The sequence below is a fragment of the Deltaproteobacteria bacterium genome (genome assembly GCA_035063765.1).
In the GTDB taxonomy this organism is placed as follows: Bacteria; Myxococcota_A; UBA9160; order UBA9160; family PR03; genus CAADGG01.
The window spans coordinates 1-13,903 of the sequence record JAPSFT010000020.1 but is presented as its reverse complement, the minus strand read 5'-3'; the positions used below and the strand labels follow the sequence as shown (position 1 = coordinate 13,903).

Annotated in this window: 16 protein-coding genes; 9 read left to right on the top strand and 7 right to left on the bottom strand. The window is 75.5% G+C overall.

Features of this window, described 5'->3' with window-relative positions; all coding sequences use genetic code 11:
* The first annotated feature begins 39 nt into the window (after window positions 1–39).
* The 3 genes from thrH to rfbB are packed head-to-tail and all read left to right on the top strand — an operon-like array spanning window position 40 to window position 2,613.
* Window positions 40–651 (top strand): bifunctional phosphoserine phosphatase/homoserine phosphotransferase ThrH, encoded by a 612-nt coding sequence (gene thrH, locus OZ948_14790; protein ID MEB2345994.1) that lies wholly within the window; start codon window positions 40–42, stop codon window positions 649–651.
* Complete coding sequence (locus OZ948_14785) at window positions 648–1,475, top strand: phytanoyl-CoA dioxygenase family protein (GenBank protein MEB2345993.1); 828 nt, start codon at window positions 648–650, stop codon at window positions 1,473–1,475. Before thrH ends, OZ948_14785 begins: the two co-directional genes overlap by 4 nt.
* A gap of 19 nt (window positions 1,476–1,494) precedes the next feature.
* Entirely contained in the window at window positions 1,495–2,613 is a 1,119-nt protein-coding gene (gene rfbB, locus OZ948_14780) for a dTDP-glucose 4,6-dehydratase (protein MEB2345992.1), read from the top strand.
* A 79-nt stretch (window positions 2,614–2,692) separates the two neighbouring features.
* Here rfbB and OZ948_14775 read toward each other — a convergent pair whose 3' ends face one another.
* Window positions 2,693–3,628 (bottom strand): peptidylprolyl isomerase, encoded by a 936-nt coding sequence (locus OZ948_14775; protein ID MEB2345991.1) that lies wholly within the window; start codon window positions 3,626–3,628, stop codon window positions 2,693–2,695.
* Entirely contained in the window at window positions 3,625–5,025 is a 1,401-nt protein-coding gene (locus OZ948_14770; GenBank protein ID MEB2345990.1) for a Gfo/Idh/MocA family oxidoreductase, read from the bottom strand. Before OZ948_14770 ends, OZ948_14775 begins: the two co-directional genes overlap by 4 nt.
* A 20-nt stretch (window positions 5,026–5,045) precedes the next feature.
* Here OZ948_14770 and OZ948_14765 point away from each other — a divergent pair, with 20 nt between their 5' ends.
* Window positions 5,046–5,498: a hypothetical protein gene (locus OZ948_14765; protein ID MEB2345989.1), complete on the top strand. Its 453-nt coding sequence runs from the start codon at window positions 5,046–5,048 to the stop codon at window positions 5,496–5,498.
* Entirely contained in the window at window positions 5,495–6,325 is an 831-nt protein-coding gene (locus tag OZ948_14760) for a protein phosphatase 2C domain-containing protein (protein MEB2345988.1), read from the top strand. The genes OZ948_14765 and OZ948_14760 overlap by 4 nt, the downstream gene beginning before the upstream one ends.
* Here OZ948_14760 and OZ948_14755 read toward each other — a convergent pair.
* Both OZ948_14755 and OZ948_14750 read right to left on the bottom strand, forming a co-directional pair.
* Complete coding sequence (locus tag OZ948_14755) at window positions 6,322–7,476, bottom strand: NAD(P)/FAD-dependent oxidoreductase (GenBank protein ID MEB2345987.1); 1,155 nt, start codon at window positions 7,474–7,476, stop codon at window positions 6,322–6,324. The genes OZ948_14760 and OZ948_14755 overlap by 4 nt on opposite strands.
* A gap of 10 nt (window positions 7,477–7,486) precedes the next feature.
* On the bottom strand, window positions 7,487–8,425 hold the full coding sequence (locus OZ948_14750; GenBank protein ID MEB2345986.1) for a carbohydrate kinase family protein: 939 nt from the start codon (window positions 8,423–8,425) through the stop codon (window positions 7,487–7,489).
* A gap of 125 nt (window positions 8,426–8,550) precedes the next feature.
* Between OZ948_14750 and metF the strand changes: the two genes are divergently transcribed.
* Both metF and purN read left to right on the top strand, forming a co-directional pair.
* Window positions 8,551–9,417, top strand: a complete 867-nt coding sequence (metF, locus tag OZ948_14745; protein MEB2345985.1) for a methylenetetrahydrofolate reductase [NAD(P)H] — start codon at window positions 8,551–8,553, stop codon at window positions 9,415–9,417.
* Window positions 9,414–10,037: a phosphoribosylglycinamide formyltransferase gene (gene purN / locus OZ948_14740; GenBank protein MEB2345984.1), complete on the top strand. Its 624-nt coding sequence runs from the start codon at window positions 9,414–9,416 to the stop codon at window positions 10,035–10,037. Before metF ends, purN begins: the two co-directional genes overlap by 4 nt.
* 7 nt (window positions 10,038–10,044) lie before the next feature.
* Here the strand turns inward: purN and OZ948_14735 are convergent, their stop codons facing one another.
* Window positions 10,045–11,070, bottom strand: coding sequence for a hypothetical protein (locus OZ948_14735; GenBank protein MEB2345983.1), 1,026 nt, complete (start codon window positions 11,068–11,070; stop codon window positions 10,045–10,047).
* A complete protein-coding gene (gloA, locus tag OZ948_14730) occupies window positions 11,067–11,486 on the bottom strand; it encodes a lactoylglutathione lyase (GenBank protein MEB2345982.1) in 420 nt (139 codons plus the stop codon). The genes OZ948_14735 and gloA overlap by 4 nt, the downstream gene beginning before the upstream one ends.
* A 90-nt stretch (window positions 11,487–11,576) precedes the next feature.
* On the opposite strand from gloA, the gene OZ948_14725 reads away from it, so the two are divergent.
* Window positions 11,577–12,320: a hypothetical protein gene (locus OZ948_14725; GenBank protein MEB2345981.1), complete on the top strand. Its 744-nt coding sequence runs from the start codon at window positions 11,577–11,579 to the stop codon at window positions 12,318–12,320.
* A gap of 4 nt (window positions 12,321–12,324) precedes the next feature.
* Here OZ948_14725 and OZ948_14720 read toward each other — a convergent pair whose 3' ends face one another.
* Entirely contained in the window at window positions 12,325–13,470 is a 1,146-nt protein-coding gene (locus tag OZ948_14720; GenBank protein MEB2345980.1) for a hypothetical protein, read from the bottom strand.
* A gap of 47 nt (window positions 13,471–13,517) precedes the next feature.
* Between OZ948_14720 and OZ948_14715 the strand changes: the two genes are divergently transcribed.
* Window positions 13,518–13,903: hypothetical protein (locus OZ948_14715; GenBank protein ID MEB2345979.1), on the top strand; the 386-nt coding region annotated here is incomplete at its 3' end.

Here is a 13,903-nt window from a genome sequence, read left to right as displayed (position 1 = left end):
GATTCGCGGCCGCTCGCCCCCCGGAGGTACACCGCTCCCGTGCACGTGCTCTGCCTCGACCTCGAGGGCGTCCTCGTCCCGGAGATCTGGATCGGCGTCGCCGAGCGCACGGGAATCGCCGAGCTGCGCGTCACCACCCGTGACGAGCCCGACTACGACAAGCTGATGCGCCGCCGCCTCGCGATCCTCGAGCGCGAGGGCCTGGGACTCCCCGACATCCAGGCCGTGATCGACGCGCTCGGGCCCCTGCCCGGCGCGCGCGACTTCCTCGACTGGGCGCGCGAGCGGCTCCAGGTGTTGATCCTGTCCGACACCTTCTACGAGTTCGCCCGGCCGCTCATGCGGGCGCTCGGCTGGCCCACCCTGCTCTGCCACCGGCTGGTCGTGGCGGAGGACGGCCGCATCGCGGACTACCGGCTCCGCCAGCCCGACCAGAAGCGCGAGGCGGTGCGGGCCCTCCATGGCCTGCGCTTCCGCGTGGTCGCGGCCGGCGACTCCTACAACGACACCGCCATGCTGGCCGAGGCCGACGCCGGCATCCTGTTCCGCCCGCCCGACAACGTGATCCGCGAGTTCCCCCGGTTCCCGGTGACCCGCGACTACGCGGAGCTGCGCGCCGCCGTCGAGAAGGCAACGGCGGAGTTCCCGTGAGCGACGGCTTCGCGCTGCGCGACGACGAGCGAGGCTCCTGGGAGCGCGACGGGTTCTTCCTGCGCGCGCGCGTCTTCTCCGGACAGGAGGTCGAGACGCTGCGCGCCGCCGCCGAGCGCGTAGCCGTCGTCGCGGCCCGGATCGCCGCCAGCGAGGGCCGCGCCTACGAGGTCGACGGCAACCGCTACGCCGACGCCGGAGACATGACGGTGCAGTACGAGCACGGACCCGGCTCCGGTCCCAAGGGGCACGGCGGCACGCCGGCCCTGCGCGTGGTCGAGCCCTTCCATCACCTCGACCCCGTCTTCGAGCACCTCGTCGCGGATCCCCGCCTCGTCGAGCCGATGTGCGGCCTGGTCGGCGCCGAGCGCGTGGCGCTGTGGACCGACAAGCTCAACTTCAAGCGGCCCGAGGAGGGCTCGGCCTTCCGCTGGCACCAGGACTCGCCCTACTGGGCCCACGTGAGCCGCCATCTCGACCGGCTCCCGAACCTCATGCTCGCGCTCGACGACGCCGACGAGGGCAACGGCTGCCTGCGCGTGGTGCGCGGCAGCCACCGGCGCGGGCTCCTGCCCGGCCGGCAGGGAGACGGTGTGCTCGGTCCCCTCTTCACGGATCCGCACGCCTTCGACGAGCGCGAGCAGGTCGCTGCGGTGATGCCCGCCGGGAGCCTGCTCTTCTTCAGCCCCCACACCGTCCACGGCTCGCAGCCGAACCGCTCGCACCGCGCGCGCCGCGCCTGCGTCATCACCTACCAGCCGCCCGGCTTCGACATGTTCAAGCTGCGCGGGCGGCGCGAGCTGGGGGTCGGAACACCCGCGTGAGCCGGCAGGAGCCTCGGGCATGACGGAGCTCAGCGACGCGCTGGTCGTGACCGGCGGCGCCGGCTTCATCGGCTGCAACTTCGTGCGCACCGCGCTGGCCCACGGCGCGCCCCGCGTGGTGGTGCTGGACCTGCTCACCTACGCCGGCAGCCTCGAGAACCTGCGCGGGCTGCTCGACGACGGGCGCGTCGCCTTCGTGCGCGGCGACATCGCCGATCCCGAGCTGGTGACGCGGGTCTATCGCGAGCACCGCCCGCGCGCAGTCGTGAACTTCGCCGCCGAGAGCCACGTCGACCGCTCGATCGACGGGCCGGCGCCGTTCCTGCGGACCAACGTGATGGGGACCTTCCAGCTCCTGGACGGCGCGCGCGCGCTGCTCGCCGGGGCCGACGCCGCGGCGCGCGAGCGCTTCCGCTTCCTGCACGTCTCGACCGACGAGGTCTTCGGCTCGCTCGGGCCCGAGGGCGCCTTCCGCGAGGACACGCCCTACGCCCCGAACTCGCCCTACTCCGCCACCAAGGCCGCCGCCGACCACCTGGTGCGCGCCTGGCGGGAGACCTACGGCGTGCCCACGCTGATCACCAACTGCTCCAACAACTACGGCCCCTTCCAGTTCCCCGAGAAGCTGATCCCGCTGATGCTGCTCACCGCGCTCGAGGGCGGCGCGCTGCCGATCTACGGCGACGGCGGCAACGTGCGCGACTGGCTGCACGTCGAGGACCACTGCGAGGGCATCTGGCTCGCGCTCGGGCGGGGCCGGCCGGGCGAGAGGTACAACATCGGCGGCAGCAACGAACGCACGAACCTCGAGCTCGTGGACCTCCTGTGCGCCGAGCTCGAGGCGCAGCGTCCAGCGCGCGACAACGCGGCCCTGCGCAGCAAGGGCATCGCCGACTACGCGGCGCTCCGCACCTTCGTCGCGGATCGGCCCGGGCACGACCGCCGCTACGCGATCGACTCGACCCGGATCCGCCGCGAGCTCGGCTGGGCGCCACGCCACGACCTGGCGAGCGGGCTGCGCCACACCGTGCGCTGGTACCTCGAGAACGGCGACTGGTGTCGGGCGATCCAGCGCGAGCGCTACCAGCGCCAGCGCCTCGGGCTCGGCGATCCGGCCTCTGCCGGCGCCGGCCCGTAGCGCAGCGCCGCCCTCCCTGCCCGAGCGTCGCAGGCTCGAGAAGACACGCAGCGCAGCCGGCGGCCTCTGGGCCCCGCGGCTAGAGCCCGTCCTGGCCGGACGGCGGATCGCGCGGCTCGGCGACCCGGATCGGCACGCGAGCGCGGAGCTCGTCGAGGTGCGCGCGGACCGCGCGCTCGTGCTCCCGTTGCAGCCAGAGGTTGCGCAGCTCGGGGCGGATCTCCTCGAAGGACGGGAGCGCGCCGTCGCCGCGCGCGACGACGCGGAGCACCCACCAGCCCTCAGCGCTGCGCACGGGCTCGCTCACCTCCCCGGGCGCGAGCCCCGCCAGCGCCTCGACGGCCGGCGCCGCGAGCCGCGAGCGCAGCAGCGCCTGCGGAAGCGGCGCGGCCGGCAGCGGCGGATCGAGCTGCGCCCCTTCGGCCGCGGCCAGCGCGCCGAGCGCCTCGCCCGCACGCGCGCGACCGGCGAGCGCGAGAGCCCGGGCGCGGGCCGCGGCCTCCTCCGTGCTCCCGCTGCCCGGCGCGACCCGGACCAGCGCCGCCTCCACCTGCAAGCCACCCGGCCGCCGCCACTGCTCGCGGGTCTCGGCATGGAGCGCCTCGAGCGCCGCGTCGTCGGGCTCCCGGCCGCCGCCCTGCGCGCCGATCCCCTCGAGCACGGCCGACACGATCGCACGTCGGGCGGTGGGCTCGCGCCGGGCGAGCCCGAGCGCCAGCCCCTCGCGTAGCAGCAGCTCCTCGTCGATCAGGCGCTCGAGGAGCTCCCGGCGCGCGGCGGCATCGAGCTCGAGCTCGCCGCGCTGGCTCGCCACCGCCGCGGCGAGCCGCGCGAAGGCCTCCTGCGAGATCGGCTCGCCGTCCACCCAGGCGACCGCGTCATCCTCGGGTGCGGGCGCCGTCCCCGGCGGAGCCGGCGGCCCGCCCCGGAGCAGCGCCAGCGCCGCCAGCACCACCCCGGCCAACGCCCCGGCCACGAGCCGGCGCCGCGCGCGTGCCGTCGGGTCGTCGCTCACGAGCCCGGCGGCTCCGCCTCGCGACCCCGCGGGCCAGATGCTGCGCACCCTGCGTCATGACCCAGAGGGCCAGGTGCTGCGCACCCTGCCTCATGACCCAGAGGGCCAGGTGCTGCGCACCCTGCGTCCGCATACGCCTCGGCTCGGAACGCCTCGACGTCCACGACCGCGCCCGTCTCCCGCGCGCGCTCGGCCGCGAAGCCGATCAGGTGGCTCCCGAGCGCGGAGCGGCCCGACGCGCGCACCGCGTCGCGGCGGCCGCCGGCGACCAGCGCGCTGAAGTGCGCCATCAGCCCCTCGTCGCCGCCGAAGTGGCCGAGCACGCCTCCGCCCACCTCGTGGTGCTCGACGCCGATCACGCCCGGGTGCGAAACCTCGATCACGCCGCCGTCGAGCAGGCCGCGCAGCTCGCCGCGGGTGCCGGTCACCCGGATCGTGCGCTGCTCCCGGGCGGCGAGGCCGTGCAGGGCGAAGCTCGCGGTGAGGCCACCTGCGAACTCGAGCGCCACGACCTGATGGTCGAGCACGTCGTTGTCGCAGCGGTACACGCAGCGGCCGTAGCGGCCCCCTTCGAGGGCGCGGCGGCGCGCCGCGCGGCTCGGATCCGCGGACACGTCGACCCACGGCCAGTGCCGCGCCAGCGCGTCGTCGGGGTCGACGTAGAAGCGCACGGCGTCGTGGGGGCAGCGCTCCCTGGCCGGGCAATCGTCGGTGCAGCGCTCGGGCGCGCCCGGCGGCGCCTGCTCGGGCCGGTAGTGGGAAAGTGCCCCGAACGAGGCGACGCGCCGCGCCGGCCGGCCGGCGAGCCACGCGATCAGATCGAGGTCGTGGCAGGCCTTGGCGAGCAGGATCGGCGCCGCGATGGCGCGGTTGCGGAAGCGGCCGCGCACGAAGGAGTGGGTCATGTGCCAAGCCGCCACGTGCTCCTTCAGGTCGAGGTGCAGCAGCTCGCCGAGCACGCCCGAGGCGACGATCTCGTGGACCTTCTCGTAGAAGGGCGTGTAGCGGAGCACGTGGCCGATCTGGAGCAGCCGCCCCGCGCGCTCGGCGGCCTCCACCACCCGCACGCACTCGGCCGGGGTCGGCGCGATCGGCTTCTCGAGCAGCACGTCGTAGCCGCGCGCGAACGCCGCCAGGGCCGGCTCGGCGTGCAGCGTGTCGCTGGTGGCGATGATCGCGATGTCCGCGAGGCGCGGCGACCCGAGGCATTCCTCCCAGTCGCGGAAGCACCGCTCGGGAGGAATCCCGTGCCCGGTCGCGACGGCCTCGCGGCTGTGCTCGTCGGGCTCGGCGACGGCGACCACGCGGAGCCGATCGGGGTGCCGGTGCGCCCAGTGTGCGTAGACGAGGCGGCCGCGGTTGCCGGCACCGATCACGACGGCGCTGGGAGCGCTCAAGTGCTAGTCCTTCGCGGCTCATGAGCGACGTCCGGGACGACGAGAGACCCGCGGATCCGATCGACGCCGGCGCCGCGCCCGAGCCGGACGTGCGCCGCGTCGTCGAGAGGCTCGGGATCGGCAGCTACGGGCGCCACCTGTTCCTGTGCACCCATGGCGATTGCGCCTCCGACGAGCAGGCCCGGACGTCGTGGAAGTACCTGAAGCGACGCCTGCGCGAGCTCGGCCTCGAGCGCGCGCCGGGCGGAGTCTACCGGACCCGGGCCAGCTGCTTCCGCATCTGCCGGGACGGTCCGATCGCGCTCGTCTATCCCGACGGGATCTGGTATCGCGCCTGCACGCCCGAGAACCTCGAGCGGATCCTCCAGGAGCACCTGATCGGCGGCCGGCCCGTGGAGGCGCTCGTGATCGCGCGCAACCCGCTGCCCGCGCCGCCGGGCAGCGCCGGCGCCCCGGCGGGTGGGAGCGCATGAGGGCGGTGCTGCTGCGCGGGCGCGAGTACCCCGCGCTCGACGCGGTCGGCGAGACCGGCGCGGAGGGGGTGGCAGCCGCGATCACCCGCGGCGGCGCCGTCAAGCCCTACCCCCACACCGACCCGAACGAGGACGCTGCCCTGGTGGCCGGGGGCACGCGCGGGGCGCTGGTGGCGGTGGCCGACGGGCACTGGGGGTTCCGCGGCGCGGAGGCTGCGCTCGAGGCGCTGCTCGCGGCGGCGGGCGCGTGGCTCGACGGCCCGCCGCTCGGCACCGACGGCTGGTACCAGGCGGCGCTGCACGCGCTGGTGCTGGCCAACGACGCCGTCCTGGCCGAGCAGCGCGAGAAGGCCCGTGCGCGCACGACGCTGTCCTTCGCGCTCGCACGTCCGGAGGAGGACCTGCTCGTGCACGCGGCGCTCGGCGACAGCCACCTCTTCGTGGTCGACGCGATCGTCGCGGCGGAGATCCCGCGCGCGCGCAAGCCGACCTTCCTCGGCGCGGGGCCGCTGCGCGCCTCGGTGGCGGAGAAGCACGCGCGGATCGGGGTCCGGGCACTCGACCGCCCGCTCGCGATCGTCGCGGCGACCGACGGCCTCTCCGAGCGCGCCATCGGCGTCGCCGACCCGGCCGGCGCCGTCTTCGCCGCCGTGGCCGCCGCCGCTCCGCAGCCGCCCGCCCGCCGCGCCGCCGCCGCCGCCCGCGGCGTCGTCGACGCCGCCCTCGCCGCCCACCGCGCCCACGCCGCCGGCGACAACGTCGCCGTCGCCTGCGCCTGGCTGGGGACAGGCCCGGCGATCCGGCGATTCTCGCCGGATCCCTCCTAGGCGGGGCCCCCGGAATCGCCGGATCGCCGGGACTGTCCCCGGAGCAGGGAGGCGACGCGGGCGGCGATGGCGGGGGCGGCGGTGAGGCCGGGGGACTCGATCCCGATCAGGTTGACGAGGCCGGGCAGGCCGTCGGCGGACGCCTCCTCGACGACGAAGTCGCGGAAGCCCTCACCGGGCCCGGCGAGCTTCGGGCGAACGCCGGCCTGGTCGGGGCGCAGCCACTCGGCGCGCAGGCCGGGCAGGTAGCGGCCGGCGGCCGCCGCGAAGGCCTGTGCCTTGGCCGGATCGACGTCGTAGCGCGGGCGCTCGACGTACTCGGCGTCGGGCCCGAAGCGGATGCGACCTCCGAGGTCGAGGGTCACGTGGACGCCGAGGCCGGCGCCGGCCGGCAGTGGATAGACGAGCCGCCCCACCCGCAGCGGCGCGCCGGGCGCCAGCGCGAAGTAGTCGCCCTTGCAGGGTCGCAGCCGCCAGCCGCGCGCGTCGACGTCGATGCCGGCGAGCGCCGCCACGCGATCGCTCTCGAGCCCCGCCGCGTTCACGAGGGCCCCGCACGAGAGCGTGACGCGCAGGCCACCCGGGTCGATCGCCTCGACCCGGAAGCCCTCCGGGTGCCTCTCGATCGACACGACCTCGTGTCGGAGCGCCAGCCAGGCGCCATGGGCCTCGGCCTCGGCCAGCCACGACAGGCAGAGAGCGTGCGCGTCCACGATCCCGGTGTCGGGCGAGACCAGCGCCGCCACCGCACGCACCGCCGGCTCGAGCCGGCGCACCACCGCGCCGTCGACGAGCTCGAGGCCGGGCGCACCGTTCGCGGTGCCGAGCGCGTGCAGCCGCTCGAGCGCCGCGCGCTCGCCCTCCTCCACCGCCACCACCAGCTTGCCGAGGCGCCGGCAGGGGATGCGCAGCCGCTCGCAGCGCTCGTAGACGCGCTCGCGCCCCTCGCGGCACAGGCGCGCCTTCCACGAGCCAGCCGGGTAGTAGAGACCCGCGTGCAGGACCTGCGAGCTGCGGCTGGTGGTCTCGCGGGCGATCCCCGCGCCCCGCTCCAGCACCGCGACCGTGTGCCCCGCCGCAGCCAGCGCCGCCGCCGTCGCGAGCCCGACGGCGCCCGCTCCGGCGATCGCGACGTCGAGCTCGGCCCGCACCCGGCCCCGGCTAGAGCGGCGCCGGGCCGAAGGCACCCGCGTAGCGCGCCCGGATCGTCGCGAGATCCGCGCTCACCGACTGGGTGCCGCGCTGCTCGACCGCGAGCGTCCCCATGACGCTGCCGAGCCGTGCCGCGGTCTCGAGAGGCAGGCCGCGCTCGAGGCCGACCAGGAGCCCGGCACGGAAGGCGTCGCCGCAGCCGGTCGGATCCACCACTTGCGCGGCCTTCACGGCCGGCACGTCCGTGCGCGCACCGCCCTCGAGGATCGTCGAGCCCTCCGCGCCGCGCGTCACCACGATCGCGCCCGCGCGCGCCGCCAGCGCCTGCTCGCCGAGGCCCGTGCGGTCGAGCGTCACCGCCCACTCGTAGTCGTTCACGACGTAGACGCGCGCGCCGGCCAGGAACTCGAGGAGTCCGGGACCGTCGAAGTTGATGAGCTGCTGGCCCGGGTCGCAGACGAGCGGCACCCCGCGCGCCTTCAACGTGGCCGCGTGGCGGCGCATCGCCTGGTTGTCGTCGGGCCCGACCAGCGCCACCGACACGCCCGGCAGGAAGCGCTCCACGTCGATCCCGCTCGCGCGCTCCATCGCGCCCGGGTGGAAGGCGACGATCTGGTTGTCGTCGAGGTCGGTGGTGATGAAGCACTGCGCCGTGTAGGCATCCTCGAAGACCGCGATCCCGTCGCGGCGGATGCCGCGCGCATCGAGCGACTGCGCGTAGGGGCCGAAGTCACGCCCCGCCGCCGCGACGATCAGCGGGTCCCCGCCCAGGAGCTTCACCCCGTGGGCGATGTTGCCGGCGCAGCCGCCCTGGAACTCGTCGAGCGTCGGCACGTGGAAGCTGATGCTCAGGATGTGCAGCTTCTCGGGAAGGATGTGGTTCTTGAAGCGGTCCTGGAAGACCATGATGCGATCGATCGCGAGCGAGCCGGTGATCAGGATCGACATGCCGGGGCCCTCCGAGCCGCGCAGTCTGCCAGCCGCGGGCATCGGGAACCAGAGGGGCGCTCGTGCCCGTGGGCCCGCCGCCGGCGCCCCCGGCGGAGCCGAGGTGCCGCCGGTAGACTGCGCCCGTGCGCATCTCGGAGCTCTACCGCCGCGGCGGCCCGGTCGTCTCCTTCGAGTTCTTCCCGCCGAAGACCGAGGCGGGCTACGACTCGCTCTACCGCACGATCGCGGACCTGAAGCGGCTCGGGCCGGGCTTCGTGTCGGTGACCTGGGGCGCGGGCGGCTCGACGCGGCGGCGCACCGCGGAGCTCGTGGTGCAGATCCAGCGCGAGCTCGGGCTCACGGCGATGGCGCACATGACCTGCGTCGGCTCGCCGGCGGAGGAGCTCGCCGAGACCCTCGACGCGCTGGCGCGCGAGGGCATCGAGAACCTGCTCGCGCTGCGCGGCGACCCCCCGCGCGACCAGCCCGATTTCCGCCCCGTCCCGGGCGGCTTCGCCTACGCCGACGAGCTCCTGCGCTTCGTCCGCTCGCGCTGGGGCTTCTGCCTGGGCGGCGCCTGCTACCCGGAGACGCATCCCGAGGCCGCGAGCCCCGAGGCCGATCTCGCGAACCTGGTCCGCAAGGTCCACGCGGGCGCCGAGTTCCTGATCACGCAGCTCTTCTTCGACCCCGCCGACTACTTCGCCTTCGTCGCGCGCGCCCGCGCCGCCGGCATCGAGGTGCCGATCGTGCCCGGCATCATGCCGGTGATCTCGGCACACAACGCCCGGCGCATGGCGAGCCTGAACGGCGCTGCGATCCCGCCGGCGCTCGAGGCACGCCTCGCCGCCGCCGGCGAGGACGAGGCCGCCACGCTCGAGGTCGGGGTTGCATGGGCGACCGAGCAATGCCGGACCCTGCTCGAACACGGCGTGCCGGGCCTGCACTTCTACACGCTCAACCGCTCGCCGGCGGCGCGCCGCGTGTACGAGAACCTGTTCGGCCGATGAAGCCGCTGCGAATCGCCGTGCTGCTCTCCGGGGAGGGCACGAGCCTCGAGAGCCTCTGCGAGCGTATCGACGCCGGCGAGGTACCGGCCCGGGTGGTGGTCGTGATCGCGTCGAAGGAGGACGCCGGCGGGCTGCGCCGGGCGGCGCGGCGCGGGATCCCGGCGCGCGCGCTGCCGCGCAAGTCGTTTCCGGACGCGCGCGCCTTCGACGACGCGATCCACGCCGAGCTCGCGCGCCACGAGGTGGACCTCGTGGCCCTGCTCGGCTTCCTCTCGATCTTCGAGCTGCGCGGCCGCTTCGAGGGCCGCTGCATCAACGTCCATCCCGCGCTGATCCCCGCCTTCTGCGGCCGTGGCATGTACGGCCACCGCGTCCACGAGGCGGTGCTCGCCGCCGGCGTGAAGCTCTCCGGCGCCACCGTCCACTTCGCCGACGACCACTACGACAGCGGCCCGATCCTGCTCCAGGAGGCCGTGCCCGTGCTCGAGGACGACACCCCCGACACGCTGGCGGCGCGCGTCCAGGCGGTCGAGCGCCGCCTCGTGCCCGAGGCGATCCGCCTGATCGCGGCGGGCCGGGTCACGATCGAAGGCCGGCGCACCCGCATCGCGCCCGCGTAGGGCCAGCTCAGCGCGGGCTCCCGCCGCACACGGGGCGTGCGGATCCCGCTCGCCTGGCGAGCATCGCGAGCGCGCCCGCAGCCGCGAGCCCCGCGAGCGGCGGCGAGGGCTCGGGCACCTGGTAGTCCACGAGGACGCTGTCCTCGCCCACCGTGACCTGGCGCACGCGCGCCGGCACGCCGGCGCCCGCGAACGCGACTTGGAAGGTGCCGGGGCTCGTCACCGGGATCGCGAAGCCGCCGCCCGCGGCGGTCACGGCGAAGAAGCCGCCCGCGTCGGGCACGACGCCGACGCCGCCGAGGCCCTCGCCGGGGTCGTAGCCGCCGTCGCCGTCGAGGTCCTCCCAGACCGTGCCGACCAGGAAGCGGTCGTGGTGGTCCGCGAACAGCGGGTTCGCGTCGGCGTGGCTCGCCACCGCGACCAGCGGGCCGAGCAGGTCGCCGGCGTCCGGATCCGGGAGCACGGCGATCCCGACGTTCGAGAGCGCGCCGAGCAGGATCGCGCGGTTCGGGCGGCCGTCGGCCATGCCGCCGGGGCCCGCGCCCCAGTTGGCGGCCCACGCGGCGTGGCCGTGGACGGGGTTCGCCGCGAAGCCGTAGGCGTTGCCTGCGACCGCTCCGATCGAGGGATAGACGAAGCCCGCCGGCAGGATGCGGTCGAGCTGGCCCGGCACGAAGGCGGCGTCGGCGTCGATCATCGCCTGGGCGTGGTCGCGCGACGCCGTCCACAGGCGGCGGTCGAAGGCGGCCGGCGGGCTCGGCGGCAGCGCCGCGAGCTCGGCCTCGAGCAGGTCGAGGTCGGTCGCGAAGACGTCGTAGGAGAGCTGCACCAGCGGGTCGTCGAGCGCAGGCAGCCGGGCGCCCTCGGCGGCGGGATCCTGGCGGGCGCGGTTCATCTGCCAGAGCCAGGCCTGCTCGAGCCCGTCGGGATGCGCACCGTCGGCCGTCCGGTGGAGCGCCCACTCGACCTGCGGCGCAGCGGCGGCCTCGCTGCACGGGACGAGGACGAGGAGGAGCGCCGCGGCGGACCTCACGTCCGCTCCTCGATCAGCTCGACCTTGTAGCCGTCGGGATCCTCGACGAAGGCGATCACCGTGGTCCCGTGCCGCATCGGGCCCGGCTCGCGGGTGACCCGCACACCGCGCGCGCGCAGCGCCTCGCAGGTGGCGTGGATGTCGGGAACCCCGATCGCGACGTGGCCGAAGGCGGTGCCGAGCTCGTAGTCGCGGGCGCCCCCCTCCTGCGCCGCGGAGCGCTCTTGCGCAGGCCAGTTGTAGGTGAGCTCGAGGACGGCGGTCTCGGACTCGGGGCCGTAGCCGACGAAGGCGAGGGTGAAGCGGCCGCCCGGGTAGTCCTTGCGGCGCAGCAGCTCCATGCCGAGGCCGTCGCAGTAGAAGCGCAGCGCGCGGTCGAGGTCCCGGACCCGGAGCATCGTGTGCAGCAGCCGCATGGCCCGGGGGAGTCTAGCCCCAGCGTTGCAGCGCTCGACCCGTCGGGAAGATCGATTGACGGATGGCGAAAACAGAGCGAAAGTACGGCCATGTCGTTGCCCGGGCCGCGCTCCGATTCTTCCGTCCGGCGGGCCCGGCTCGTCCGGCTCCACCCCACGCTCCGCACCGGCAGCCGGCTGGCCGAGGACCTGGCCGAGCAGGCCCGGACGCCCCGGCTGGCAACCGGCCATGCCGCGGTCGATCACCTGCTCGGCGGCGGCTTCCTGCGCGGGCGGCTCGCCGAGATCACGGGTCCGCTCTCCTCGGGCCGCACCTCGCTGGCCGTGGCGCTCGCGGCCACCGCCACCCGCGCCGGCGAGGTGGTCGCCTGGATCGACCCCTCCGACGCGCTCGACCCCGCCTCGCTGGAGGCGGCGGGCGTCGTCGGCGAGCGCCTGCTCTGGGTGCGGCCCACCCGGACCGGCGACGCGCTGCGCTGCGCCGAGCGCCTGCTGCTCGCGCGCGGCTTCGCCCTGGTCGTCCTCGATCTCGACGTCCCCGGCGCCCGCACCGGCGCCTGGCTGCGCCTCACCCGCTGCGCCTCGGCGAGCGCGACGGCGCTGGTGCTGCTCGGCCGGGAGCCGGCGCTCGGCTCCTTCGCAGCACTGGCCGTGGACCTGCGGGTGACCCGGCTGCGCTTCGCAGAGCGCCCGGCGTGGCTCGAAGGGCTCGAGGCGCGTCTGGCGCTGGTGCGGCGCCGTTCCGGAGCCACCGGGGGCGGCTTCGCCCCCGTCTGCTGGAAGGTCCCCCCCGTTGCCCGTGATCCCCTCGAACCCGGCGCGGACGCCTCGTAGCCTCCTACCGCAATCGGTGTCGGCGAGCACGGAACCGCGCGGCACGCGCAGCCAGCACGACCAGGGTGAGGCTGGCACCCAGGCCCGACGCGGTGCTGCCCGGCGCAGGCACCACGACGGCGGACGCGAGGTCGTAGTCGACGAGCAGGCTCGTCGCGCCCACCGTCGCCTGGACCGTGTGGAGCGGGACGCCGCCGCCCGAGAACTCCACCGTCACGGGGCCCGGCTCCAGGATCGGCAGCGCGTAGCCGCCGCCGGCGGCGGTCACCGCGAACCAGGGGCCGCGCGACGGCACGACGGTGACGCCCTCGATGCCCTCGCCCGGGTCGTAGCGATCGTCCTCGTCGAGATCCTGCCAGACCGTCCCGACCAGGAAGCGGTTGTAGTGGTCGGCGGCCGCCGTCGAGGCGCGGGCGTAGTTGCCCGTCACCACCGAGCTGCCCACCCGCGTGACGGGATCCAGCTCCGGCACCGCGGCGATCCCGACGTTCGTGTAGTCGCCGTCGATGCTCATGATCGCCTTGCGATGGCCGCGCCCCGCCTGCATGCCGGTGCCGTCGCTGCCGCCCCAGTCGATGTTGAAGGCGGCGTGGCCGTAGAGCGCCTCGCGCGCGTAGGAGAACACGTTGCCGCGCAGGGCCTGGGCGTGGAAGCCGGCCTCCTCGACCCGGTCGAACTGCCCCTGGTGGTCCTGGGCGTCGCGCGCGATCAAGCCGAGGGAGTGCGCGAGCGCGGCCTCGTAGAGGCGCGCGTCGAAGGCGGCCGGGGGCTTCGGCGCGAGTGCGGCGAACTCCTGCTGCAGCAGCGCGAGGTCCACCCCGAAGTAGACGACCGCCTGGGCCACGCCGAACTCGTCGAGGCCGGCCAGGAAGACGCCCTCGGCCGGTGGATCCTGGCGGGCGCGGTTCATCAGCCACACGTAGGTCTGCTCGACGCCGTCGGGGTGCGTGCCGCCGGCGGTCTTGTGCAGGGTCCACTCGCCCAGGAGCTCCGCGCTGCCGCCGCCCGCGCGCGGAGCGGGAAGCGGGGGCGCAGGCTCGGGCACACCCTCGAACCGGGGCGGATCCGGCGCCGGGGCCTGCTGGGCTCCGGCAGCGGGCGCCAGCCAGGCGGCCGCGACCAGGGCGGCGATCCCGCGTGCACGCACCATCCCCCGCCCCTCCCGCGGAACCCATCGGCCATCGGGATGGCGGCCCGGTGACCGGCGTCACCCGCATCGGAAGCCGCCGGGTGGCATGCCTGCTGGCGCCCGACCTGCCGGTGGCGGCGGCGCTGCGGGCCCGGCCGGAGCTGGCCGGGCTGCCGCTCGTGATCGCCTCGGAGCCGGGGTCGCGCGGGATCGTGCTGGCCGCGGCGCCGGCCGCGGTGCGGGCGGGCGTGCGGGCGGGCGACGCGCTCTCCCACGCCCGCGCGCGCTGCGCACAGCTCTGCGTACGGACGGCCTCGCCCGCGCTCGAGCGCGCGGCGCGCGGCGCGCTGCTCGACGCCGCGCTCTCGACCTCACCGCGCGCGGCGCTCGCGCCGCCGCACGCCGCCGGCCCGCGCACCGGCGAGGCCACCATACACATCGATGCGTCGGGAAG